This window comes from Cupriavidus sp. DB3 (assembly GCF_020418465.1).
GTDB lineage: Bacteria > Pseudomonadota > Gammaproteobacteria > Burkholderiales > Burkholderiaceae > Cupriavidus > Cupriavidus cauae.
In genome coordinates, this window is sequence record NZ_JAIZPL010000003.1 from 728,960 (window position 1) to 750,536 (window position 21,577).

A 21,577-nucleotide genomic window follows, 5' to 3' on the forward strand; every position below is an offset into this window, starting at 1 on the left:
TCTAAACTTGCGATTTTAGAGCCCCGCCAGCCTTCGCGCGTGCAGCGCGTCACGTTTGCGGCGGCCCCTCGCATGTCCCTGCCGCCTTCCCCGATGTCACGTCCGGATCCGCAACCCACTGGCACGCCCGCCGAGGTCGAGCCGCGCATCGACACGCCTGCCGAGGCTGAGCCGCACCTCCACGCGCCCGAGCCAGGGCTCGACACGCCCGGGTCGACGTCGCCCGCCGCCCGGGCTTCGTCGGCCGACGCTTCGGTCGCACCCGCGAAGGCCGGTGCACAGCGGCAGGAGCCGCAGCGGAAGCCGGAGCAGGGGCCGGAGCAGCGGCCGGAGCTCGAACAGGAATCGGAGCAGGAAAGCCACTTCAACCCTCGCCCCGTGATCGCCGCGCTGCCGGGCCTGCCCGGCGTCTACCGCTATTACGACGCGGCCGGCGGCGTGCTCTATGTCGGCAAGGCGCGCGACCTGAAGAAGCGCGTCTCGAGCTATTTCAACAAGACCCAGCTGTCGCCGCGCATCGCGATGATGGTGTCGCGCATCGCCCGCATCGAGACCACGGTGGTCCGCAGCGAGGCCGAGGCGCTGCTGCTCGAGAACAACCTGATCAAGGCGCTGACGCCGCGCTACAACATCCTGTTCCGCGACGACAAGTCGTACCCCCTGCTGAAGCTGTCGGCGCATCGCTATCCGCGCATGGCGTACTACCGCGGCGCGACCGATCGGCGCCACCAGTATTTCGGCCCGTTCCCGAGCGCGCATGCGGTGCGCGAAAGCATGCAGATCCTGCAGAAGGTGTTCCAGCTGCGGACCTGCGAGGACACCGTCTTCAACAACCGCACCCGGCCGTGCCTGCTGCACCAGATCCACCGCTGCACGGCGCCCTGCGTCGGCGCGATCAGCGAGGAGGATTACGCGCGCGACGTGGGCAACGCCGCGCGCTTCCTGCAGGGCCGACAGAAGGAGGTGCTCGAAGGCCTGCAGCAGAAGATGGAGCAGCACGCCGAGCGGCTCGAGTTCGAGCAGGCCGCCGCCGTGCGCGACCAGATCGGCGCGCTGTCGACGGTGCTCAAGCGCCAGGCCGTCGAGGAAGTGGGGCAGAGCAGCGATATCGATATCCTGGCCGTCGCGGTGCAGGGCGGACGCGCCTGCGTCAACCTGGCGATGGTTCGCGGCGGCCGCCATCTGGGCGACAAGGCGTACTTCCCCGCGCATGTCGAGGAGGCCGCGATGATCGTCGACGAGGAGGCCGAGGACGTCGTTGCCACGGCCGAGGGCGGCGCGCTGTCCGATCCGGCCAATCCGGTCAATCTGGTCGAACCTGCCGAACCCGCCGAACCTGCCGAGGCGGCCGCGCCTGCGGAGTCCGGCGCCGCGACGGCCGAGCGCGTCGCCGCCAACGTGCTGGCCGCCTTCATGGCGCAGCACTATCTCGATCAGCCGGTGCCGCCGATCCTGGTGGTCAGTCACGCGCCGGCCGACGGCGCGCTGATGGAGGCGCTGACGATGCAGGCTGGCCGCCGCATCACGCTGGTGCGCCAGCCGCAGGGCCAGCGGCGCGCTTGGCTGGAGATGGCGCAGCAGGGCGCGGCGCTGGCGCTGGCACGGCGCCTGGCGGAGCAGGGCAGCCAGGAGGCCCGCACGCGCGCGCTGGCGGAGACCATCGGCATCGAACTCGACGATCTGGGCGCGCTGCGGGTCGAATGCTTCGACATCAGCCATACCGCCGGCGAGGCGACGCAGGCCTCGTGCGTGGTGTTCCATCACCATGCGATGCAGAACAGCGAATACCGCCGCTACAACATCGACGGCATCACGCCCGGCGACGACTATGCGGCGATGCGCCAGGTGCTGACGCGCCGCTATCAGAAGCTGGTCGAGCGCAGCCAGGAGGACAGCGCCGCGATGCCGCATATCGTGCTGATCGACGGTGGCAAGGGGCAGGTCGAGGTCGCGCGCCAGGTGTTCGAGGAGCTCGGTCTCGATATCGGGCTGCTGGTCGGCGTGGCCAAGGGCGAAGGCCGCAAGGTCGGCCTCGAGACGCTGGTGTTCGCCGACGGCCGGCCCGCGCTGGAACTGGGGCAGGGCAGCGCGGCGCTGATGCTGGTGGCGCAGATCCGCGACGAGGCGCACCGCTTCGCGATCACCGGCATGCGCGCGCGCCGTGCGAAGACGCGGACCACCTCGCGGCTGGAGGAGATCGAAGGAATCGGCGCGCGCCGGCGGCAGAAGCTGCTGACCCGTTTCGGCGGCATCCGCGGCGTGATGGCGGCGAGCGTCGACGAGCTCGCCAGCGTCGACGGCATTTCGCGCGCGCTGGCCGAGGAAATCTATCGGCAGTTGCACTGACGCGGCGTCCGGTTGCGGTGACCGGTTGCGGTGACCGGTTGCGGCATCGGTTGCGGCATCCGGTTGTGGGACGCCGGTGGCCGCACTCCGGTCGTGGTCCCCCCGGTTGCAGGTCCGACATGGGTTCGGCCGCCGATACCGGCCACCGCCGGCGCGGAACGTGATCGGTCGTCCCCGCTTCGAGAAATGCTCAATTGATGTCGGAATCGGCGACAATCGCGTGATTGTCCCGTCTTCGACCCTGCCGATCCGCCTATGCCGCTGAATATTCCGATCCTGCTGACCTGGCTGCGCGTGGCCATGATCCCGCTCGTGGTCGGCGTCTTCTATCTGCCCGATGCCTGGCTGTCGATGCCCGCCAAGAACCTGACGGCGGCCGTGTTCTTCATCGTGGCGGCGGCCACGGACTGGCTCGACGGATTCCTGGCGCGGCGCTGGAACCAGACCTCGTCGTTCGGCGCCTTCCTCGACCCGGTCGCCGACAAGCTGATGGTCGCGGCCGCGCTGCTGTCGCTGCTGGCGCTGGACCGGGTCAGCGATCTGATCGCGCTGGTGATCATCGGGCGCGAGATCACCATTTCCGCGCTGCGGGAGTGGATGGCGCAGATCGGTGCCTCCAAGAGCGTCGCCGTCAACTTCCTGGGCAAGCTCAAGACGACGTTCCAGATGATCGCGATCCCGCTGCTGCTGTTCGATGCGCCGCTGTTCGGTATCGACGCGGGCATGCTGGGCGGCTGGCTGATCTATGTGGCGGCGGTGCTCACCCTTTGGTCGATGTTCTATTACATGAAGCTCGCCTGGCCGCAGATCCGGGAGCGCAGCGCGGCGGCCGCGCGGGCCGCGGCGCAAAAGTGAGGATCAGTGCAAAAATATGCTTGACTTCATTGTCGGATGTTTGCATAATTTCGTTCTCGCTTCTGACGAAACAAAACGAACGAAGCGAGATGCAGCAAGAAGCGGTCTATATGCAGTGATTTAGCACCGTGTTGTTGCAAGTGCAGTACGCAGGACACTGCGGGAGTAGCTCAGTTGGTAGAGCGCAACCTTGCCAAGGTTGAGGTCGCGAGTTCGAGACTCGTCTCCCGCTCCAGAATTTTCTGGTCGATCCGGTAGCGATTTCCGGGTTTGCCGCAGCAGGTGTCATGCGGGAGTAGCTCAGTTGGTAGAGCGCAACCTTGCCAAGGTTGAGGTCGCGAGTTCGAGACTCGTCTCCCGCTCCAGTCCGAAAGGGAAGCAGCGCTTCCCTTTTTAGTTTGCGATGCTGCCGCATCGGCCTCCGGCGCCCGGAAGCCACAGCGGCTACAATCCAGCATCCAGGTCACCCGGCGGGGTGGCAGAGTGGTTATGCAGCGGCCTGCAAAGCCGTGTACGCCGGTTCGATTCCGACCCCCGCCTCCATCGATCTTCCCCAGCTGTCCGGCTCGATCCGCGGTGTTCGCCGCCGATCTTGTACCCATCCCGGCATTCCCTGCGTCTTCCACGGCTTTTCACGGTCTGTCGCCGCCTTTTTGCGCCCTGTTCGCGGCTTTGGCGCGTGGCTCGCGTGATACATTACGTCTATCGCACCAGTCGTCGCCGTTGCTGGACCATGCTGGCAACGTGCCCAGGCCTCGCGCCCCGGGCACCGCTGCCGGTGGCGACGACTCCCATTCGGTTTCATTTCCGCAGACTGTCCGCCCGGGCGGCGCCGGCACCAGGCTCCGGCGATGGCGGCGTGTCCGCGTCGATCGGGACCGGATCGCCGTTCGACTTCCCGGCGCCACGCCGGCCATCAGAAGGAAACCACCACGCATGCATCACGCTACTCCGCTCATCAGCACCATCGTCGGCGGCATTGTCCTGGCCTTTGTCCTCGGTGCGTTGGCGGGGCGTTTACGGTTGCCGCCCTTGATCGGCTACCTGTGCGCGGGCGTGGTGGTCGGACCGCATACGCCGGGCTATACCGCCGACCAGGCGCTGGCGCCGGAGCTGGCCGAGCTGGGGGTGATCCTGCTGATGTTCGGCGTGGGCCTGCATTTCTCGATCCGCGACCTGATGGCGGTGCGCAAGATCGCGATCCCCGGCGCGGTGGCGCAGATCGGCATCGCGACACTGCTTGGCATGGGCGTCGCCTGGGGCTTCGGCTGGAGTTGGGGCCAGGGCCTGGTCTACGGGCTGGCCCTGTCGGTCGCCAGTACCGTGGTGCTGCTGAAGGCCTTGCAGGATCGCGATCTGGTCGACAGCGAGCAGGGCCGCATCGCGGTCGGCTGGCTGGTGGTCGAGGATCTGGCGATGGTGCTCGCGCTGGTGCTGCTGCCGGCGCTGTCTGGCCTGCTGGTGCCGGCCGGTGCCAGCGGGGAGGCGCCGGCGGCCAGCGTCACGGACATCCTGCTGACGGTGTCGCTGACGCTCGGCAAGGTCGCGGCCTTTGTCGCCGTGATGCTGGTGATCGGCCGCCGCTTCATTCCGTGGATGCTCGAGCGCATCGTCTGGACCGGCAGCCGCGAACTGTTCCGCCTGGGCGTGCTGGCGACCGCGCTCGGCGTCGCCTTCGGCGCCTATTCGCTGTTCGGCGTGTCGTTCGCGCTGGGCGCGTTCTTTGCCGGCATGGTGCTGGCCGAGTCCGAATTCAGCCATCGCGCGGCCGAGGAATCGCTGCCGCTGCGCGACGCCTTCGCGGTGCTGTTCTTCGTCTCGGTCGGCATGCTGTTCGACCCGATGGTGCTGGTGCGCGACCCGTGGGGCGTGCTGGCGACCGTATCGATCATCGTGGTCGGCAAGTCGGTGGCGGCCCTCGGCATCGTGCGGATGTTCGGTTATTCGAACCGGACCGGCATGACGATCGCCGCCAGCCTGGCGCAGATCGGCGAGTTCTCCTTCATTCTGGCCAGCCTCGGCGTGTTCCTGCAGATCCTGCCGGAACGCGCGCAAAGCCTGATCCTGGCGGGCGCCTTGCTGTCGATCGTGCTCAACCCGCTGCTGTTCCGCTGGCTGGACCGCTATGTGGCGCGCCAGAGCGAGGCGGGCGAGGCGCAGGCGGCCTGACGATCCGGCGGGGGCCGCGTCCGGGCCTCCTGATAGGCCCCCGATTGGCCCCCCGAATGGCCTGCCGCTTGGCACGCCGATCGGTTCGCCGCGTGGATCGCCGAGCGGTTCGCCGCGTGGATCGCCGAGCGGCTCGCCGCGTGGATCGCCGAGCGGCTCGCCGCGTGGATCGCCGATCGGTTCGCTCATCCTTCCCGCTTTTCCACTTCTTCCAGTTCCAGTTGTGGCGCCGTCCGGCGCAGGTATTCGGTAAAGGCCAGCAGGCCCTGGGTCGGATACTTGTCCCGATGGACCACCAGGTGCCAGGGCCGCACCAGCCGCGGCAGGCCGCGGCGCAGCGCCACCAGCGTGCCGCGCTCCAGCTCGTCGCGCACCACATGCAGCGACAGGCAGCTGACACCAAAGCCGCTCATCACCGCGCGCTTGATCGCTTCGGCGTTGCCGAGCTCCAGCGCAAAGCGCAGCGGCCCGAGCAGCGGGGCAAGCCGTTGCTCGACGATCTCGCGCGTCCCCGAGCCGCGCTCCCGCACCAGCCAGTCCGCCTCGCGCAGCGCGCCCAGATCGCCATCGGCCTGCGCCAGCGGATGCCCGGCCCCCACGACCACCACCATCTCGTCGTCGCACCAGTGCACGCTGGTCAGCTCGCGCTCGTGGCAGGTGCCCTCGATCAGCCCGATATCGGCTTCCAGCCGCAACAGCTCCTGCAGCACGTCATGGGTATTGCCGATGCGCAGGTCCAGCGCGCAGGGCTGTTGCTGGGCCTGACGGAAGCCGGTCAGCAGGGCGGGCAGCAGATAGCTGCCGATGGTGTTGCTGGCGGCGATGCGCAACTGCACGCCGGCGTCGGCGGCGAAGCGTTCCAGCTCGTGCGCCTGATCCAGCAGCGACAGCGCGCGCGGGAAGAACTGCCGTCCGGTTTCGTTGATGGTCAGCCGTTTGGCGATGCGGTCGAACAGGCGCCGGTCCAGTGCACGTTCCAGGTCGGCCAGCGCGGCGCTGACGGCGGACTGCGACATCGCCACCGCATCGGCGGCGGCGGTCGTGCTGCCGTGCTGGACCACGGCGACGAAAACGGCGAGCTGACGCAGCGTCAGCCGCAAGGGGCGATGTTGCATATCTATAAACCAGGTAAGAAGTAACGATATTACCTGTTTTACAGATGAGAGGTCGGTTGTTACGCTGGCGTCATTCTCCACGCCCATGTCGTCCCTGCGCCATGCCGACCACCTCGATTCCTGCCGCCGCCCCCGCTACCGCCCCAGCCCGCGCCATTTCCTGGCGTTATCGACTGCTGACGCTTGCGCCGCTTGGCGCGATTGCGTGGCTCGCGCTGGTCCTGTCCGGGCTGCCGGCGCTGTCGCAATTGGGCGTCAGCCCGCTGATGCTCGCCATGTGCGCCGGCATGGTCGCCTGCAATACCTTGCCGCGCCACTGGCTGGCGCCGCTGGCGCCGGGCATGCAGCTGGCCCGGCAGACGTTGCTGCGGCTGGGCGTGGCGCTGTACGGCCTGCGGCTGACCTTCGGCTCGATCGAGGCGCTCGGTGTCGGCGGTGTGGTGGCGCCGTTGCTGATGTTGGCGGCGACGCTGTGCGCCGGAGTCTGGGTCGGCACCCGGTGGCTTGGCCTGACCCGCCGCGAGGCGGTGGTGGTCAGCGCGGGCAGCGCGGTGTGCGGCGCGGCGGCCGCGATCGCGGTCGCCTCGATCGCGCGCACCGACGACCGGCAGACCGCGGTCGCGGTGGCCACAGTGGTGCTGTTCGGCACCGTCGGCATGCTGCTGTATCCCTATCTGTATGAACTGGTGACCAACGTCTGGCACTGGCAGGTCGGCGAGCGCGCCTTCGGCATCTATACGGGCGCCACGCTGCACGAGGTCGCGCAGGTGATCGTCGCCGGCAAGGCGGTCGGCGAGACGGCGGGCGATGCCGCCGTGCTGGCCAAGATGGTTCGTGTGCTGGCGCTCGGCCCGTTGCTGCTGATCCTGGCGCTGTGGCCGCGTGCCGAGGACCGGGCGCAGGGTGCAACGGCCGGCCGCCGCGGCATCGACTGGGCCCGGATCCGGGCGGCGATCCCCTGGTTCGCGCTCGGCTTCGTCGCCGTGCTGGCGATCAACTCCTTCGGCCTGGTGCCGAGCGAATGGAAGCCGGGTCTGGTTGCCTTCGACAACTGGCTGCTGGCCTGCGCGATGCTGGCGATCGGCCTGCATACGCGGATCGGCGACCTGCTGCGCGCCGGCCGCAGGCCGATGCTGCTGGCCGCGCTGCTGTTCGTCTTCCTGGTCGGTGCCGGCGCGCTGCTGTGCGCGGTGCTTCTGTGACGAGCGATCGAGTCCGTCGGCAGGAGCGATGAGGGATAGAGGGGGTGGCGGGCGGGGCCGCAATGGCCCCGCATCGGCGTGGCGCCGCCCCGTCGCGCGGCAAGGTGCTACCCGCCTGCGACGTCAGGTGCCGCCGGGGTGCGAGGCAAGGTACTACCGGATTCAGGCCAGGGTGTTACCGGAATGTGGGTAAGGTGCCAACGCGGCGCGGGTAGTACCGTAGAAGTACGGCGGGGGCTTGCGGCGTGGTTGGTGCGGCCGACGGGACTCGAACCCGTAAGCCCGGAAAGGCGGCAGATTTTAAGTCTGCTGAGTCTACCAATTTCTCCACGGCCGCACGGCAAGCCCGGTATTGTGGGCGGTCGCCGCCCGGGACGCAAGCGCCGCATGATCGCTCTCGTACCCTTCCTGGCAAGGATGTTACTGGCGGTAACAATGTAGAACCCGCCGTTGCACCTGTGATCTAGCCCGGGCCTAGAATACGGGTATCAAGATCAACCTTGCGAGGAGCAAGATCATGAAACGTTGGTTGCTCGCAGGGCTTGGCGTGCTGGCTGCGATGGCCTCAGGCGCCGCGATGGCCCGTGTCGACGTCGGCGTGGTGATCGGCGTGCCGGGCGTCGTGGTCGGCGGTCCCGCCTACTATCCCCCGCCGGCCTATGTCGCGCCGCCGCCCGTGGTAGTGGCGCCCGCGCCGGTCTATTACGGTCCGCCCCCGGTGGTGGTGCGGCCGGGTTACGGCTACTACGGTCCGCCGCCGCGCTATTACGGCCCGCCGCCGTCGCACTACTATGGCCCGCCGCGCTACTACGGCCATCCTGGCCGGCACTATCACGGCGGCCGGCACGGCCACTGGCATGGCGGTCACGGACATCGCCATCATCGCGACTAGATCGCCGAATCGACGATCCGGATCACAAGGGCCCCGCGGGGCCCTTTGCTTTTTTGGCATGGCTGTTTTGCCCGACAAAGGTGCCCGCGTCGTGGTCACCGAAGTGGTGCCGGCGCTATACTGCCGGCTCATTGTTTATCGATTCAGGAGAGTGGTATGCAGCAAAAGTCCGTGCTGACTGCGGAAGACGTGAAGAAGGTGATGGCCGCAGCCGAAGCCGAGGCCAAGGCCCATCACTGGGCCGTCTCGATCGCCATCGTCGATGACGGCGGCCATCTGCTGGCTCTGCAGCGGCTCGACGGCGCTGCGCCGATCTCCGCCTATATCGCGACCGAAAAGGCCCGCACCTCGGCGCTGGGCCGCCGCGAATCGAAGATCTACGAAGACATGATCAACAACGGCCGCAATTCGTTCATGACGGCGCCGGTGCTGCAGGGCATGCTGGAAGGCGGCGTGCCCATTATCGCCGGCGACCAGGTGGTCGGCGCGGTCGGCGTGTCGGGCGTCAAGTCGAGCGAGGATGCGCAGATCGGCCGTGCAGGCATTGCCGCGCTGGGTGTCTGATCCGGCGGCTTCGGCCTGATCGTTCTTCATCGGCCGCCGGCGGTTGCGGCGGCCGCGTCCGCTCCGTCCTGGAGCGGGTTGCCCGATGCCGGGATGCCGCGCGATGCGGCATGCCACGGCGGGCGGCTTACTTCGTCAGAATCAGTTTTCCGTAGCGCGTCTTGCGCAGCGTGTAGACCTCGCCGTTATGCAGGATCGGCAGCGTGGTCGCGCCCCGCATCAGCGCTTCCAGCGGCACCGCCTCGGCGGTCTGTGCGGGGGCCGCATGGGCAGCCGCATTGGTGCTGCGATTGTCGCGCACCAGTGCTTCGAGACGGGCCACCGCCGACTTGACCGTCGCCATCGCCGACGGCGCCGCAGTCTCGCGGCGCGCGTTCGGCGCCGGATTCTCGTTCACCACCACGCGGCGCAGCGACAGGCGGCGGCGGGTGACTTCGCGCGGTTGCGTCAGCGGCAAGGCTAGGGTGCTCATCGATGGGGCTCCTGTTCGGGGATGGTCGGTGTCACGGCGCCGGGAATGGAAAAGGTGGCTGCCGTCGTTCCGTTCATATTAAATGAGAATCGTTATCATTACAACGACTCTGTGCATGATATCGGGCGGCCGAAGGCAGCGCTGCCAAAAAACGCATTTGGTTTCATTCGAAACACAAAAGAAAAAGCCCCACCGCAGGGTGGGGCTTGGGGAAAGCGGCGCGGCACTGCGCGCCGCTGGGGGTCTTACTGCTTCGGCTCCGTGATGAAGCCGATCTTGCCGAGACCGCCGTGCTGCGCGGCGGCCATCACCTCGGCCACGCGCTCGTAGCGCACGTCGCGGTCGGCGCGCAGATGCAGCTCGGGCTGCGGCTGTTGCTGGGCCGCCTGCGCGATATTGTTCTGCAGCGTCGTGTCGTCGATCTCCTGCTGGTTCCAGAACACCTTGCCGGCCGCGTCGATCGACAGGTTGATGTTCTGCGGCTTGGGATCGTTGGGCTGATTGGTCGCACGCGGCAGGTCGATCTTGACCGCGTGATTGATCACCGGGATGGTGATGATGAAGATGATCAGCAGCACGAGCATGACGTCGACCAGCGGCGTCATGTTGATCTCGCTCATGACTGCGTCATCGTCATCGTCGAGAGTACCGAATGCCATGATGACTTCCTTTCGAGCGGAGGGCGGTCCGCGTCAGTTCAGTTCTTGACCGCGAGGCGCACCGCGTTGTCGTCGGCGGCGCGGGTGCCGGTCGGGCGCACGCGGGCGCCGGTGACGAAGTAGGCGTGCAGATCGTGCGCGAAGCGGTTCAGCTTGGAGATCACCGCCTTGTTGCCGCGCGTCAGCGCGTTGTAGCCGAGCACCGCGGGAATCGCCACGGCCAGGCCGAAGGCCGTCATGATCAGCGCTTCGCCGACCGGGCCGGCGACCTTGTCGATGGTCGGCACGCCCGAGGCGCCGATGCCGATCAGCGCGTGGTAGATGCCCCAGACGGTGCCGAACAGGCCGACGAACGGCGCGGTCGAGCCCACCGAGGCGAGGATGGCCAGGCCCGACTGCATGCGCGAAACGGCATCGTCGATCGCGCTCTTGAGCGAGCGGGTCAGCCAGTCGGAAATATCCATCACGTCATGCAGCTGCGGCTGGCTGGCGCGATGGTGCTGGGCCGCTTCCTTGCCGGTCAGCGCCAGCGTGCGGAACGGATTCGATTCGCTGCTGCCGAGCGTTTCGAGCGCATGGTCGAAATCGTCCGAATGCCAGAAGCGCTTTTCCGCGCCCTGCGCCATTTTCTTCAGGCGGACCAGATCCCACGCCTTGGTGAGAATCACGATCCATGACGCCAGCGACATGACGAGCAGAATGATGGCGGTCGCACGCATGACGAAATCGCCTTGCGCCCACAGATGGCTGAGTCCGAGGTCCTGCATGATGGTTCCTGGTAAGTCGTAAATCGTATGGAGGGTTCAGTTCAAATCAGTTCAGCTCGAAAGCGATCGGCTGCTGCGCGGTGACCGCGATCGCACGACCATTCTCGACATAAGGCTTGCAGCGCATCCGCTGGACCGCGTCGATCGCGGCCTGGTCCAGGCGCGACGAGCCGCTGGAGCTCACTACGGCGGTCTTGACGACCTTGCCGGTATCGTCGGTGGTCAGGCGCACCACGGTCTTGCCGGTCTCGCCCATCCGCCGCGATTGCGACGGGTAGGTCGGTTGCGGCGGCGTGCATTGAATCTCGCCGATCCCGACGGCGCGCGGACCGGTGGCGACCGGTGCCGGCTCGGGGGGCGGCGGAGGGGCGGGCGGAGCCGGCGGTGCGGGCGGCGCTTCCACCGCGGTCGGGGTCGGCGGCAGCGCCGGCGTCGGCTCGATGCGCGGCTCCGGCTTCGGTTGCGGCTTGGGCTGCGGCGTCGGCTTGGTGACCTTGACCTGCTTGGGCGGGGTCTCCGGTTTCGGCGTCGGCTTGGGCGGCTCCGGTGCCGGCTGCTGCGGCGGTTCCAGCGGAATGATACGGGCGATGATTTCGGGCGCGATCACCGCTTCGGTCATCTTGCGCGCGAGCCCACTCTGGATCAGATACAGCAGGCCGGCGTGGAAAAGCAGAACGGCAAGCGTGATCTTCAGGAAACGTTGATCGAACATGTGAGACAACAAATTTCGGCTAACCGGCGTTGCAGGCGCGGCCTTCCGCCCGAAGGCGGCTACGGTGTGTCGGGCGCGAGCGGCGCGGCGATTCGGCTGGTCTGCAGCCGTCCCAGCAATCTATTTACGGCGAAACAGCACCAGCGAAATACCGCAACCAACCAGCAGGCTAATCAGCAGTTCCATGATAAACGCTCCTTCAAAGTCAAAGCCCGGGGGAGCGCCACTCTCTGGCAGCGTGTCAGCGCGTGAGTATAAACGATAATGATTCCTATTTGTCGGCCTTCTCGCCACATAACCCTGCAGGAGAGCGGGTCGGCCTGGCGGCGCCGTGCGGGGTCGCCCCGACTAACTGCGCCCGGCAAAGCGAGCTAGCATACGAAAAAGGGGGCCGGTGAACTGGCAGGCGGCCCGCACGACAAAGGGTAAAGCAGGCGGAACAGCAGGCGATCGAGGTCAGTAAAAGAGCACGCGGCAGGAACAGCGGCAAAGCAGGCCGAGAACCAAGCGAAAAAAACGGCGAAGGAAGCGGCGGCGACGGTCCTCCGTCGCTCGTCCGGGACGAGGAGCCTTGCCCATGGATTTCACCCGCAGCATCGACGAGGACCGGCCGGCGCTGTTGCGCGCGGCCCCCGGGGCGGGCGCCACCACGGCGCTCGACTGGATGTGCGCCCAGTTCGCGCTGCGCGTGGTTTGCGCGCTCGGACCGCGTTTCAATCTGCGCAGCAATATCAACGACGTGCTGACGGTCAGCGCGCAGGAGCTGGTGTGGCCCTACGGCGTGGTGATGCGCGTGCAGCGGTTCCTCGCCGCGCGCTGCGCCGACATGCCGGCCTGGCGCGGCGCGGGCCGGCTGACTCCCGAGGAATTTCTCGAGCGGCACGGCCAGTGGAACAGCGCCTTCGACGAAGGGGCCCTGTTCTATTACCTGGACGAGTACGTCAAGCACCATGCCAAGGACATGTTCACCGTGTTCGAGGTCTCGGCCGCCGCGCTGGCGGCCCGGCTCGACGGCGAGCGCGTGCTGCTGGTCCGCAATATCGACATGCTCAGCCATGTGCTGGACCTGCCCGACCACGAGCGCAAGCTGCTGCTGTTCGCCGCGCTGGCCAAGTACAAGCGCGACCTGCGCGCGGTGATGGTCGACTGCAAGGTCGCGCACAGCCAGGAAGCCTTCCAGATCCTGGCCGGGCTCACCGGTGCCGCGCCGGCCCAGGTGGCGGCGTCGCTGCGGCCGGGCTCGCGGCTCGAGACGCTGAACCTGATCGAGCAGCCGCTGCCCGAAAACAGCGTGACCGATCTGGGCGACCTGATGCGGCTGTCGGACCGGCTGCTGCATGTGCTGCTCGGCAACTACGCCGACGAGGCCGAGATGATGGCGGTGTTCACGCGCCCGGCCGCGCCGCCGACGCTGTCGAGCACCGACTACCCCCATGTCGAGAGCGACGCCCGCTATCTGACCGCGCTGCTGGCCAACGCCACGCGCCAGCATGCCGAGGGCGTCAACGTGCTGATCTACGGGCCGCCCGGCACCGGCAAGACCGAGTTCGCGCGGCTGCTGGCGCGCGAGGCCGGCTGCGAGCTGTACGAGGTCGACTGCCTGGACCGCGACGGCAACAGCCTGTCGGGCAAGGACCGCTATCGCTCGCTGCAGGTCTCGCAGGCCTTCCTGCGCGGCCGCGCCAATACCGCGCTGCTGTTCGACGAAGTCGAGGACGTGTTCCCCGGCTCGGCGCGCGAGCTGATGAGCCTGTTCGGGCAGGAGGACACGCGTGCCTCGGTCAACGGCAAGGCCTGGGTCAACCAGACGCTCGAGCGCAATCCGGTGCCCGTGATCTGGATCTCCAACTCGATCCGGCAGATCGATCCCGCCTATCTGCGCCGCTTCCAGTTCCATCTGGAGCTGCGCATTCCGCCGCCTCAGGTGCGCGAGAACATCATCCGCAAGCACCTTGGCGGACTGGCGGTCGACGATGCCTTTATCGCGTCGCTGGCGGCGCGCCGCACGCTAACGCCGGCGCAGGTGCAATCGGCCGCGCGCTTCGTGCAGCTGGCCCAGCCCGGCATCGGCGAACCGGTCGAGACGCTGATCCTGCGCCAGCTCGAACACGCCGACCGCGCGATGGGACTGCGGCCCGAAGCGGAGACGCGGCCGGTGGTCACGCATTACCGGCTCGATCGGCTCAACCTGGAAACGCGCTATCGGGTCGAGCGGATCATCCAGGCGCTGCAGGCGCGGCGACGCGGCACGCTGTGTTTCTACGGCCCCCCGGGCACCGGCAAGACCGCCCTGGCCGAGCATATCGCCGCCGCGCTGGAGCTGCCGCTGATGATCCGGCGCGCTTCGGACCTGATGAGCAAGTACGTCGGCGAGACCGAGCAGCAGATCGCGGCGATGTTCGCGCGCGCCGAGGAAGACGGCGCGGTGCTGCTGCTCGACGAGGCCGACAGCTTCATGCAGAGCCGCCAGCAGGCGGTGCGCAATTACGAGGTGTCCGAGGTCAACGAGATGCTGCAGGGGATGGAGCGGTTCAACGGCATCTTCGTCTGCACCACCAATCTGTTCGACCGGCTCGACGAGGCCGCCTTGCGCCGCTTCTCCTTCAAGATTCGCTTCATGCCGCTGCTGCCGGCGCAGCGCGAATCGATGTTCGTCGACGAGGCGCTCGACGGCGATGCGTCCGCGCTGGACGATGCGATGCGGCGCGAACTGGCGGCGCTCGACGGCCTGACGCCGGGGGACTTCGCCACCGTCAAGCGGCAATGCGCGTTGCTGGGCGAAGCGCTGACGCCGGACGAATTCCTTGCCCAGCTGCGCCAGGAGCATGCGGTCAAGCCTGAGGTGCGGGAGCGTCGTCCGCTGGGCTTCGTGCGTTGATGTTGGGCAGGAGGGCGGGCAACGAGGCCCGCAACATGGCTGGCAGCGAAGCAGGCAATGAAGCTGGCAGCGAGGCTCGCAAAGAAGCAGCGGCGAGGCTCGCAACGAAGCAGGCACCAGCAGGGCAAGCAGCGCCCCGCCGTACCATCACAGCGAAATCGGCGCCGGTTCGATGACCACCGTTTCCGCCGCGGCATCGACATGCAGCAGCGCGCGCGCCATCCTGCGCAGATGTTCGGCGTCGCTGGTGGTGCAATAGCGCGCCACCGCGATCGGATTCGCGCCAGGTTCGATGCCCGTATTCCCGCCCATCCCGGCGTCCGCCGCCAGGCCGTGTTCGGCCAGCTTGCGCTGCAATTGCCGCGCGACCGCGACGCCGGTATCGATCAGCGTCATCCGCTCGCCGATCAGCTCGCGCACGGTCTCGCTCAGGAAGGGATAGTGGGTGCAGCCGAGCACCAGCGTATCGGCGCCGGCTTCGAGCATCGGCGCCAGGCAGGTCTGCAGCCGTTCGCGAACCAGCGGCCCGTCGACATCGCCTTGCTCGATGCGCGCCACCAGTCCGCCGCCGGGCTGGCAGACGAAGCGGCACTGGTCCTCCAGCGAGTGCAGCAGCCGCGCGAACTTGTCGCTGACCAGCGTATTGGCGGTGGCCAGCACGCCGACCACCTTGCTGCGGCTGGCCGCGACCGCCGGCTTCAATCCGGGTTCGACACCGACGATGGGCAAGGGCAGGCGTTCGCGCAGCGCCTGGATGCCGTGCGCGGTCGCCGTATTGCAGGCCACCACCAGCGCCTTGCAGCCCTGCGCCGCCAGCCATTCGCAGGCCTGCAGCGTGCGCGCCTGCACGAAGGCCTGCGGCTTGTCGCCATAGGGCGCATAGCGCGAGTCGGCGAGATAGAGCAGGGTTTCGTGCGGCAGCAGCGCGCGGACCTCGCGCAGCACGGACAGGCCGCCGAGGCCGGAATCGAAGATGCCGATGGGGGACGGGGACACGGGAGGGCGGTGTGTGCTCCCTCTCCCGTGCGGGAGAGGGTGGGGAGAGGGCTGGGGAGAGAACAGGGGCGGTGAATCGTACCGGGCGATCGCGAACCGCTATCGCCCGGCAACCACCGACCTTAGACCGCCGCGACCGGGATCTTGCCGATCCTGGCCTGCCATTCGGCGGGGCCGGTCTTGTGCACCGAGGTACCGCTGCTGTCGACCGCCACCGTCACCGGCATGTCCTTGACGTCGAACTCGTAGATCGCTTCCATGCCGAGGTCTTCGAAGGCCAGCACCTTGGCGCCGCGGATTGCCTTCGACACCAGGTAGGCCGCGCCGCCGACCGCCATCAGGTAGGCCGACTTGTGCTTCTGGATCGATTCGATCGCCACCGGGCCGCGCTCGGCCTTGCCGATCATCGCGATCAGGCCGGTCTGCGACAGCATGGTCTCGGTGAACTTGTCCATCCGCGTGGCGGTAGTAGGGCCAGCCGGGCCGACGACCTCGTCGCGCACCGGATCGACCGGACCGACGTAGTAGATCACGCGGTTGGTGAAGTCGATCGGCAGCTTCTCGCCCTTGGCCAGCATGTCGGCGATGCGCTTGTGCGCGGCGTCGCGGCCGGTCAGCATCTTGCCATTCAGCAGCAGCGTCTGGCCCGGCTTCCACGAGGCGACTTCCTCGGGCGTCAGGGTGTTCAGATCGACGCGCTTGGACGTCTCGGTGTTCGGCGCCCACTCGACCTGCGGCCACTGCGACAGGTCCGGCGCTTCCAGCTTCGCCGGGCCGCTGCCGTCCAGCGTGAAATGCACGTGGCGGGTCGCCGCGCAGTTCGGGATCATCGCCACCGGCTTGGACGCTGCGTGCGTCGGCGCGGCCATGATCTTGACGTCCAGCACCGTGGCCAGACCGCCCAGGCCCTGCGCGCCGATGCCCAGCGCATTGACCTTCTCGTACAGCTCGACGCGCAGTTCCTCGATCCAGTCCTTCGGACCGCGGGCGATGATGTCCTGGATGTCGATCGATTCCATCAACGATTCCTTGGCCATCACCATCGCCTTCTCGGCGGTGCCGCCGATGCCGATGCCCAGCATGCCGGGCGGGCACCAGCCCGCGCCCATGGTCGGCACGGTCTTCAGCACCCAGTCGACGATCGAGTCGGACGGGTTCAGCATCACGAACTTGGACTTGTTCTCCGAGCCGCCACCCTTGGCCGCGACCTGGATGTCGACCTTGTCGCCCGGCACGATCTCGTAGTGGATCACCGCGGGCGTGTTGTCCTTGGTGTTCTTGCGGCCGCCTTCGGGCGGATTGACGATCGAGGCGCGCAGCACGTTGTCGGGATGGGTGTAGCCCCGGCGCACGCCTTCATTGATCATGTCGGTCAGGCTCATGGTGGCGCCGTCCCAGCGCACGTCCATGCCGACCTTGACGAAGACGGTCACGATGCCGGTGTCCTGGCAGATCGGGCGCTTGCCTTCGGCGCACATGCGGCTGTTGGTCAGAATCTGCGCGATCGCATCCTTGGCCGCGGGACTTTGCTCCAGCTCGTAGGCACGGCCCAGGCTGGTGATGTAGTCCATCGGGTGGTAGTAGCTGATGTACTGCAGGGAGTCGGCGACGCTCTGGATCAGGTCTTCTTGCTTGATGACGGTCATGTCTTGTGGGGGAGGGCAGTCGGACAAAAGCTGACGAAAATTCCGCCCGGAATCATACACCCCCTCGCAGGACCCGTCCCGGCGGCCGGCCGGCGGTCCGGCATGGAATGTGACGTAAATTCCATATCATGCGCGAAAGAGCCGCGAGATGCCGCGACATGGCGCGACATGGCGGCGCATGAAAAAACCGCGGCCGGGAGCCGCGGTCTTCGAGGGCTGGCGCAGTGCCGGCGTCGCGGCCGGCACTGCGGGAGGCCGCCGGGGCGGGTCAGAGCCCCCGATCCTGCAGCGCCGGATGCGAGTGCGTGATCATCTTGTCGACCCACGCCATCGCGATCGCCGAGAACAGGAAGGCGACGTGGATCACCACCTGCCACATGATCGTATGGGTGTCGCGCTGACCCGCGTCGATGAAGGTCTTGAGCAGGTGGATCGACGAGATGCCGATCAGCGCCATCGACAGCTTGACCTTGAGCACGCCGGCATTGACGTGGTCCAGCCATTCCGGCTCGTCCGGATGGTTGTCGATGCCCAGCCGCGACACGAAGGTCTCGTAGCCGCCGACGATCACCATGATCAGCAGGTTGGAGATCATCACCACGTCGATCAGGCCCAGCACCACCAGCATGATCTTGTTCTCGTCGTACTCGGTGACGTGGGCCAGCAGATGCCAGACCTCCATCAGGAAGTGATAGACGTAGACGCCTTGCGCGACGATCAGGCCCAGATACAGCGGCAGCTGCAGCCAGCGCGAAGCGAAGATCAGACGGGGAATCGGCCGCATCCGTTGCGGCTCCGGCGATAAGTTTGATGCCATGGTCCTTGCGTAGGGGGTTGCCTGGGGTGCCCAGGGATTGCGTGAGAGGTTACGAAAGAGCTTGCATGGAAACGTTGCGCTGCCGGTGCGGCAGCACGACGTGCCGGCCGGCGCCCCGATCGAGGTTCGGGGCGGCGCCCCGGTCAGCGGCCGCGGGATTGTACCGTGGCGCCGTGACCGGACCCGATGCGGGCGGTCTCGTCGCCGTTGCCTTCGCCGCTGTGCTCCCGTACGGCCGCCGCGCGCGCCAGCCTGCCCGGCCAGCTCGCCAGCGCGATGCCCGCCAGCACGCAGACCAGTGCGACGCCGTGTGCCCAGCCCGGCGTCTCGCCGAGGAACACGATGCCGTAGAGCGCCGCCGCGATCGGCAGCACCGAGGTGAACACGCCGGCCAGCTGCGCCGGCACATGGCGGATGCCCTTCATCCACAGCCAGAACGAGAACACGCTGGCCGACAGCGCGTACCACAGCACCATGGCCCACACATGCAGCGGCACGGTGCTCGCATCGAAGTCGAGCAGCGGCACCAGCCCGAGCGGCAGCATCAGCAGGCCGCCGATCAGGTGCGTATAGGCGCAGATCTCGATCGCGGCCAGCGTCTGCGCCAGCCGCTTGGACAGGATCACGTAGATCGATTCGCAGACCACGGCGCCCATCACCATCAGGTTGCCGAGCAGCGCATCGCTGCCGCCGCCGCCGTGGTGGCCGCCCCGCGCGATATTGAGCACCGCAATGCCCGCCACCGCCAGCAGCACCGACAGCACGGTGCGGCGCGACAGCCGTTCGCGCAGCACCAGCCACGACAGGATCGCCACGGTCGCGGGAATGGTGCTGGTGATGACGCCGGCGGACATCGCGCTGGTCAGCCGCACGCCGCCCAGCATCAGCAGCGTGAACAGGAAGGTCCCGAAGAAGGCCTGCAGGAACAGGTTGAACCACTCGCGGCGGGACACGCGGCGCATGCGCGCGGGCCGATACCACGGAGACAGGCAGACGATGGCGACCACGAAGCGCAGCAGCGCGAACAGCAGGATCGGCACATGGGCCACGATCGCCTTGCCGAGGCCGACATTACTGCCGACCAGCGCCATCGAGGCGGCCAGCAGCAGGGCATTCAGGGGAAGGGAAGGGGGCACGGGATCGGTCTTCGGTGGCACTGCGCGCGGTCGGCTGCAGCGGTCGTCAGCGGACCGCAGCGCGCGCCGCCGCACGCGCCGGGCGATTATAGCTGTGCTAGCCTTAAGGCTTAGGCTTCACATGCGGACGCCATGCGCGCAACGCCAAGCCGGCACCATTGCTGCATCGCAATGCGCCTTCGGCCTGCACGACCGGAAAGGACGGGAACGGACAGCAAGGGAACAGCGTCAGGTTGCAGTAAGCCGCGCAGCGTAGCGTTGCGGCAAAAGTATCGAAGCCATACTGGCCTTTCAGGAGACGAGCTATGTCCGCCATCGAATCGGTGATGCAAGAGCATCGCGTATTCCCCCCACCCGAATCGTTCGCCAAGAGCGCAGCCATTTCCGGCATGGACGCCTACCGTGCGCTGTGCGAAGAGGCCGAGCGCGACTACGAAGGCTTCTGGGCGCGCCATGCCCGCGAGCAGCTGGTCTGGGCCAAGCCCTTCACCAAGGTGCTGAACGAGAGCAACGCGCCGTTCTACAAGTGGTTCGAGGACGGCCAGCTGAACGCCTCGTACAACTGCCTGGAGCGCAATCTCGAGAACGGCAACGCCGACAAGGTCGCGATCGTGTTCGAGGCCGACGACGGCACGGTCACCCGGGTCACCTATCGCGAGCTGCATGCGCGCGTGTGCCAGCTGGCCAATGGCCTGAAGGCGCTGGGCATCGGCAAGGGCGACCGCGTCGTGATCTACATGCCGATGTCGATCGAGGGCGTCTGCGCGATGCAGGCCTGCGCCCGCATCGGCGCCACCCATTCGGTCGTGTTCGGCGGCTTCTCCGCCAAGTCGCTGCAGGAGCGGCTGGTCGACGTCGGCGCGGTGGCGCTGCTGACCGCCGACGAGCAGATGCGCGGCGGCAAGGCGCTGCCGCTGAAGGCGATCGCCGACGAGGCGCTGGCGCTGGGCGGCTGCGAGGCGGTCAAGCACGTGGTGGTCTATCGCCGCACCGGCGGCAAGGTCAACTGGGTCGAAGGCCGCGACCGCCGGCTCGACGAGGTCTGCGCGGGCCAGCCGGAGACCTGCGAGGCCGAGCCGGTCGATGCCGAGCATCCGCTGTTCGTGCTGTACACCTCGGGCTCGACCGGCAAGCCCAAGGGCGTGCAGCACAGCACCGGCGGCTATCTGCTGTGGGCATTGATGACGATGAAATGGACCTTCGACATCAAGCCCGACGACCTGTACTGGTGTACCGCCGACATCGGCTGGGTCACCGGCCACACCTATATCGCCTACGGCCCGCTGGCCGCGGGGGCGACCCAGCTGATGTTCGAGGGCATCCCGACCTATCCGAACGCCGGCCGCTTCTGGGACATGATCGCGCGCCACAAGGTCAGCGTGTTCTACACCGCGCCGACGGCGATCCGTTCGCTGATCAAGGCCGCCGAGGCCGACCAGGCCGTGCATCCGAAACAGTACGACCTGTCGAGCCTGCGCCTGCTGGGCACCGTCGGCGAGCCGATCAATCCCGAAGCGTGGATGTGGTACCACGAGAATATCGGCCGCGGCCGCTGCCCGATCGTCGATACCTTCTGGCAGACCGAGACCGGCGGCCACATGATTACGCCGCTGCCGGGAGCGACGCCGCTGGTGCCGGGCTCGTGCACGCTGCCGCTACCCGGCATCATGGCGGCGGTGGTCGACGAGACCGGCCAGGACGTGCCCAACGGCAGCGGCGGCATCCTGGTGGTCAAGCGTCCGTGGCCGGCGATGATCCGCACCATCTGGGGCGATCCGGAGCGCTTCAGGAAGAGCTATTTCCCGGCCGAGCTGGGCGGCAAGCTTTATCTCGCCGGCGACGGCGCGGTGCGCGACAAGGAGACCGGCTACTTCACCATCATGGGCCGCATCGACGACGTGCTGAACGTGTCGGGCCACCGCATGGGCACGATGGAGATCGAGTCGGCGCTGGTGGCCAATCCGATCGTCGCCGAGGCCGCGGTGGTCGGCCGTCCCGATGACACCACCGGCGAGGCCATCTGCGCCTTCGTGGTGCTCAAGCGCGCGCGTCCGAACGACGAGGAGGCCGTGCAGATCGCCAACGAGCTGCGCAACTGGGTCGCCAAGGAGATCGGGCCGATCGCCAAGCCGAAGGACATCCGCTTCGGCGACAACCTGCCAAAGACGCGCTCGGGCAAGATCATGCGCCGCCTGCTGCGGTCGCTGGCCAAGAACGAGGAAATCACGCAGGACACCTCCACGCTGGAGAACCCGGCCATCCTCGAACAGCTGCGGCAGGCCAAGTAAGACCCGCCGCGCGAAGCGGGCGCCGTTGCCGCGGCGCCCGCTTCGCGTTTGATCGCCGCCTTC

The 21,577-nt window shown here is 67.4% G+C and carries 17 protein-coding genes and 4 tRNA genes; 11 read left to right on the top strand and 10 right to left on the bottom strand.

Going from position 1 to position 21,577, the window contains the following annotated elements; genetic code table 11:
* The first annotated feature begins 93 nt into the window (after positions 1–93).
* From uvrC to ybaL, 6 genes are all read left to right on the top strand, one after another.
* Positions 94–2,346, top strand: a complete 2,253-nt coding sequence (gene uvrC, locus K7G19_RS12845; protein ID WP_226107555.1) for an excinuclease ABC subunit UvrC — start codon at positions 94–96, stop codon at positions 2,344–2,346.
* Positions 2,347–2,601: 255 nt separating this feature from the next.
* A complete protein-coding gene (gene pgsA, locus K7G19_RS12850) occupies positions 2,602–3,201 on the top strand; it encodes a CDP-diacylglycerol--glycerol-3-phosphate 3-phosphatidyltransferase (protein WP_150082683.1) in 600 nt (199 codons plus the stop codon).
* Between the two features lie 159 nt (positions 3,202–3,360).
* A tRNA-Gly gene (locus tag K7G19_RS12855) sits at positions 3,361–3,436 on the top strand.
* Between the two features lie 54 nt (positions 3,437–3,490).
* Positions 3,491–3,566: transfer RNA gene (locus K7G19_RS12860), tRNA-Gly, on the top strand.
* Positions 3,567–3,670: 104 nt separating this feature from the next.
* A tRNA-Cys gene (locus tag K7G19_RS12865) sits at positions 3,671–3,744 on the top strand.
* A gap of 393 nt (positions 3,745–4,137) precedes the next feature.
* Positions 4,138–5,370: a YbaL family putative K(+) efflux transporter gene (gene ybaL / locus K7G19_RS12870; RefSeq protein ID WP_149317048.1), complete on the top strand. Its 1,233-nt coding sequence runs from the start codon at positions 4,138–4,140 to the stop codon at positions 5,368–5,370.
* 185 nt (positions 5,371–5,555) lie between these two features.
* On the opposite strand, the gene K7G19_RS12875 is transcribed toward ybaL, so the two are convergent.
* Complete coding sequence (locus tag K7G19_RS12875; protein WP_150082682.1) at positions 5,556–6,485, bottom strand: LysR family transcriptional regulator; 930 nt, start codon at positions 6,483–6,485, stop codon at positions 5,556–5,558.
* Between the two features lie 101 nt (positions 6,486–6,586).
* On the opposite strand from K7G19_RS12875, the gene K7G19_RS12880 reads away from it, so the two are divergent.
* The gene (locus K7G19_RS12880) at positions 6,587–7,687 is read left to right on the top strand and encodes a YeiH family protein (protein ID WP_226107557.1); all 1,101 of its coding nucleotides are present in this window, start codon (positions 6,587–6,589) and stop codon (positions 7,685–7,687) included.
* A 250-nt stretch (positions 7,688–7,937) separates the two neighbouring features.
* Here the strand turns inward: K7G19_RS12880 and K7G19_RS12885 are convergent.
* Positions 7,938–8,024 (bottom strand) — tRNA-Leu (locus tag K7G19_RS12885).
* 180 nt (positions 8,025–8,204) lie between these two features.
* On the opposite strand from K7G19_RS12885, the gene K7G19_RS12890 reads away from it, so the two are divergent.
* Positions 8,205–8,579 carry a hypothetical protein gene (locus K7G19_RS12890; protein WP_149317051.1) on the top strand — a complete coding sequence of 125 codons (375 nt, stop codon included), beginning with the start codon at positions 8,205–8,207 and terminating at the stop codon, positions 8,577–8,579.
* Between the two features lie 156 nt (positions 8,580–8,735).
* On the top strand, positions 8,736–9,143 hold the full coding sequence (locus K7G19_RS12895; protein ID WP_149317052.1) for a heme-binding protein: 408 nt from the start codon (positions 8,736–8,738) through the stop codon (positions 9,141–9,143).
* A gap of 127 nt (positions 9,144–9,270) precedes the next feature.
* Here the strand turns inward: K7G19_RS12895 and K7G19_RS12900 are convergent, their stop codons facing one another.
* The 4 genes from K7G19_RS12900 to K7G19_RS12915 all read right to left on the bottom strand — a co-directional run bounded on the left by K7G19_RS12900 (position 9,271) and on the right by K7G19_RS12915 (position 11,753).
* On the bottom strand, positions 9,271–9,615 hold the full coding sequence (locus tag K7G19_RS12900) for a hemin uptake protein HemP (protein ID WP_149317053.1): 345 nt from the start codon (positions 9,613–9,615) through the stop codon (positions 9,271–9,273).
* 245 nt (positions 9,616–9,860) lie between these two features.
* Positions 9,861–10,274 (bottom strand): biopolymer transporter ExbD, encoded by a 414-nt coding sequence (locus tag K7G19_RS12905; protein WP_149317054.1) that lies wholly within the window; start codon positions 10,272–10,274, stop codon positions 9,861–9,863.
* Positions 10,275–10,312: 38 nt separating this feature from the next.
* Positions 10,313–11,041 (bottom strand): MotA/TolQ/ExbB proton channel family protein, encoded by a 729-nt coding sequence (locus K7G19_RS12910; protein WP_149317055.1) that lies wholly within the window; start codon positions 11,039–11,041, stop codon positions 10,313–10,315.
* Between the two features lie 46 nt (positions 11,042–11,087).
* Positions 11,088–11,753, bottom strand: a complete 666-nt coding sequence (locus K7G19_RS12915; protein WP_149317056.1) for an energy transducer TonB — start codon at positions 11,751–11,753, stop codon at positions 11,088–11,090.
* Positions 11,754–12,330: 577 nt separating this feature from the next.
* On the opposite strand from K7G19_RS12915, the gene K7G19_RS12920 reads away from it, so the two are divergent.
* Positions 12,331–14,631 carry an AAA family ATPase gene (locus tag K7G19_RS12920; RefSeq protein WP_149317057.1) on the top strand — a complete coding sequence of 767 codons (2,301 nt, stop codon included), beginning with the start codon at positions 12,331–12,333 and terminating at the stop codon, positions 14,629–14,631.
* 147 nt (positions 14,632–14,778) lie between these two features.
* On the opposite strand, the gene murI is transcribed toward K7G19_RS12920, so the two are convergent.
* The 4 genes from murI to K7G19_RS12940 form a co-directional block, all read right to left on the bottom strand.
* Positions 14,779–15,627, bottom strand: coding sequence for a glutamate racemase (murI, locus tag K7G19_RS12925; protein ID WP_226107559.1), 849 nt, complete (start codon positions 15,625–15,627; stop codon positions 14,779–14,781).
* A gap of 122 nt (positions 15,628–15,749) precedes the next feature.
* Positions 15,750–17,273, bottom strand: a complete 1,524-nt coding sequence (locus tag K7G19_RS12930) for a fumarate hydratase (protein ID WP_226107561.1) — start codon at positions 17,271–17,273, stop codon at positions 15,750–15,752.
* A 268-nt stretch (positions 17,274–17,541) separates the two neighbouring features.
* Positions 17,542–18,090 (bottom strand): TIGR00645 family protein, encoded by a 549-nt coding sequence (locus K7G19_RS12935; protein WP_149317060.1) that lies wholly within the window; start codon positions 18,088–18,090, stop codon positions 17,542–17,544.
* 143 nt (positions 18,091–18,233) lie between these two features.
* Entirely contained in the window at positions 18,234–19,226 is a 993-nt protein-coding gene (locus K7G19_RS12940; RefSeq protein WP_226107563.1) for a DMT family transporter, read from the bottom strand.
* Between the two features lie 305 nt (positions 19,227–19,531).
* On the opposite strand from K7G19_RS12940, the gene acs reads away from it, so the two are divergent.
* Complete coding sequence (gene acs / locus K7G19_RS12945; protein WP_226107564.1) at positions 19,532–21,514, top strand: acetate--CoA ligase; 1,983 nt, start codon at positions 19,532–19,534, stop codon at positions 21,512–21,514.
* Positions 21,515–21,577: the final 63 nt, after the last annotated feature.

Excerpts from the sequence above, each read along its gene's own strand:
- uvrC (WP_226107555.1), top strand. The coding sequence starts at position 94 with ATGTCACGTCCGGATCCGCAACCCACTGGCACGCCCGCCGAGGTCGAG.
- pgsA (WP_150082683.1), top strand. The coding sequence starts at position 2,602 with ATGCCGCTGAATATTCCGATCCTGCTGACCTGGCTGCGCGTGGCCATG.
- ybaL (WP_149317048.1), top strand. The coding sequence starts at position 4,138 with ATGCATCACGCTACTCCGCTCATCAGCACCATCGTCGGCGGCATTGTC.
- K7G19_RS12875 (WP_150082682.1), bottom strand. The coding sequence starts at position 6,485 with ATGCAACATCGCCCCTTGCGGCTGACGCTGCGTCAGCTCGCCGTTTTC.
- K7G19_RS12880 (WP_226107557.1), top strand. The coding sequence starts at position 6,587 with ATGCCGACCACCTCGATTCCTGCCGCCGCCCCCGCTACCGCCCCAGCC.
- K7G19_RS12890 (WP_149317051.1), top strand. The coding sequence starts at position 8,205 with ATGAAACGTTGGTTGCTCGCAGGGCTTGGCGTGCTGGCTGCGATGGCC.
- K7G19_RS12895 (WP_149317052.1), top strand. The coding sequence starts at position 8,736 with ATGCAGCAAAAGTCCGTGCTGACTGCGGAAGACGTGAAGAAGGTGATG.
- K7G19_RS12900 (WP_149317053.1), bottom strand. The coding sequence starts at position 9,615 with ATGAGCACCCTAGCCTTGCCGCTGACGCAACCGCGCGAAGTCACCCGC.
- K7G19_RS12905 (WP_149317054.1), bottom strand. The coding sequence starts at position 10,274 with ATGGCATTCGGTACTCTCGACGATGACGATGACGCAGTCATGAGCGAG.
- K7G19_RS12910 (WP_149317055.1), bottom strand. The coding sequence starts at position 11,041 with ATGCAGGACCTCGGACTCAGCCATCTGTGGGCGCAAGGCGATTTCGTC.
- K7G19_RS12915 (WP_149317056.1), bottom strand. The coding sequence starts at position 11,753 with ATGTTCGATCAACGTTTCCTGAAGATCACGCTTGCCGTTCTGCTTTTC.
- K7G19_RS12920 (WP_149317057.1), top strand. The coding sequence starts at position 12,331 with ATGGATTTCACCCGCAGCATCGACGAGGACCGGCCGGCGCTGTTGCGC.
- K7G19_RS12930 (WP_226107561.1), bottom strand. The coding sequence starts at position 17,273 with ATGACCGTCATCAAGCAAGAAGACCTGATCCAGAGCGTCGCCGACTCC.
- K7G19_RS12935 (WP_149317060.1), bottom strand. The coding sequence starts at position 18,090 with ATGGCATCAAACTTATCGCCGGAGCCGCAACGGATGCGGCCGATTCCC.
- acs (WP_226107564.1), top strand. The coding sequence starts at position 19,532 with ATGTCCGCCATCGAATCGGTGATGCAAGAGCATCGCGTATTCCCCCCA.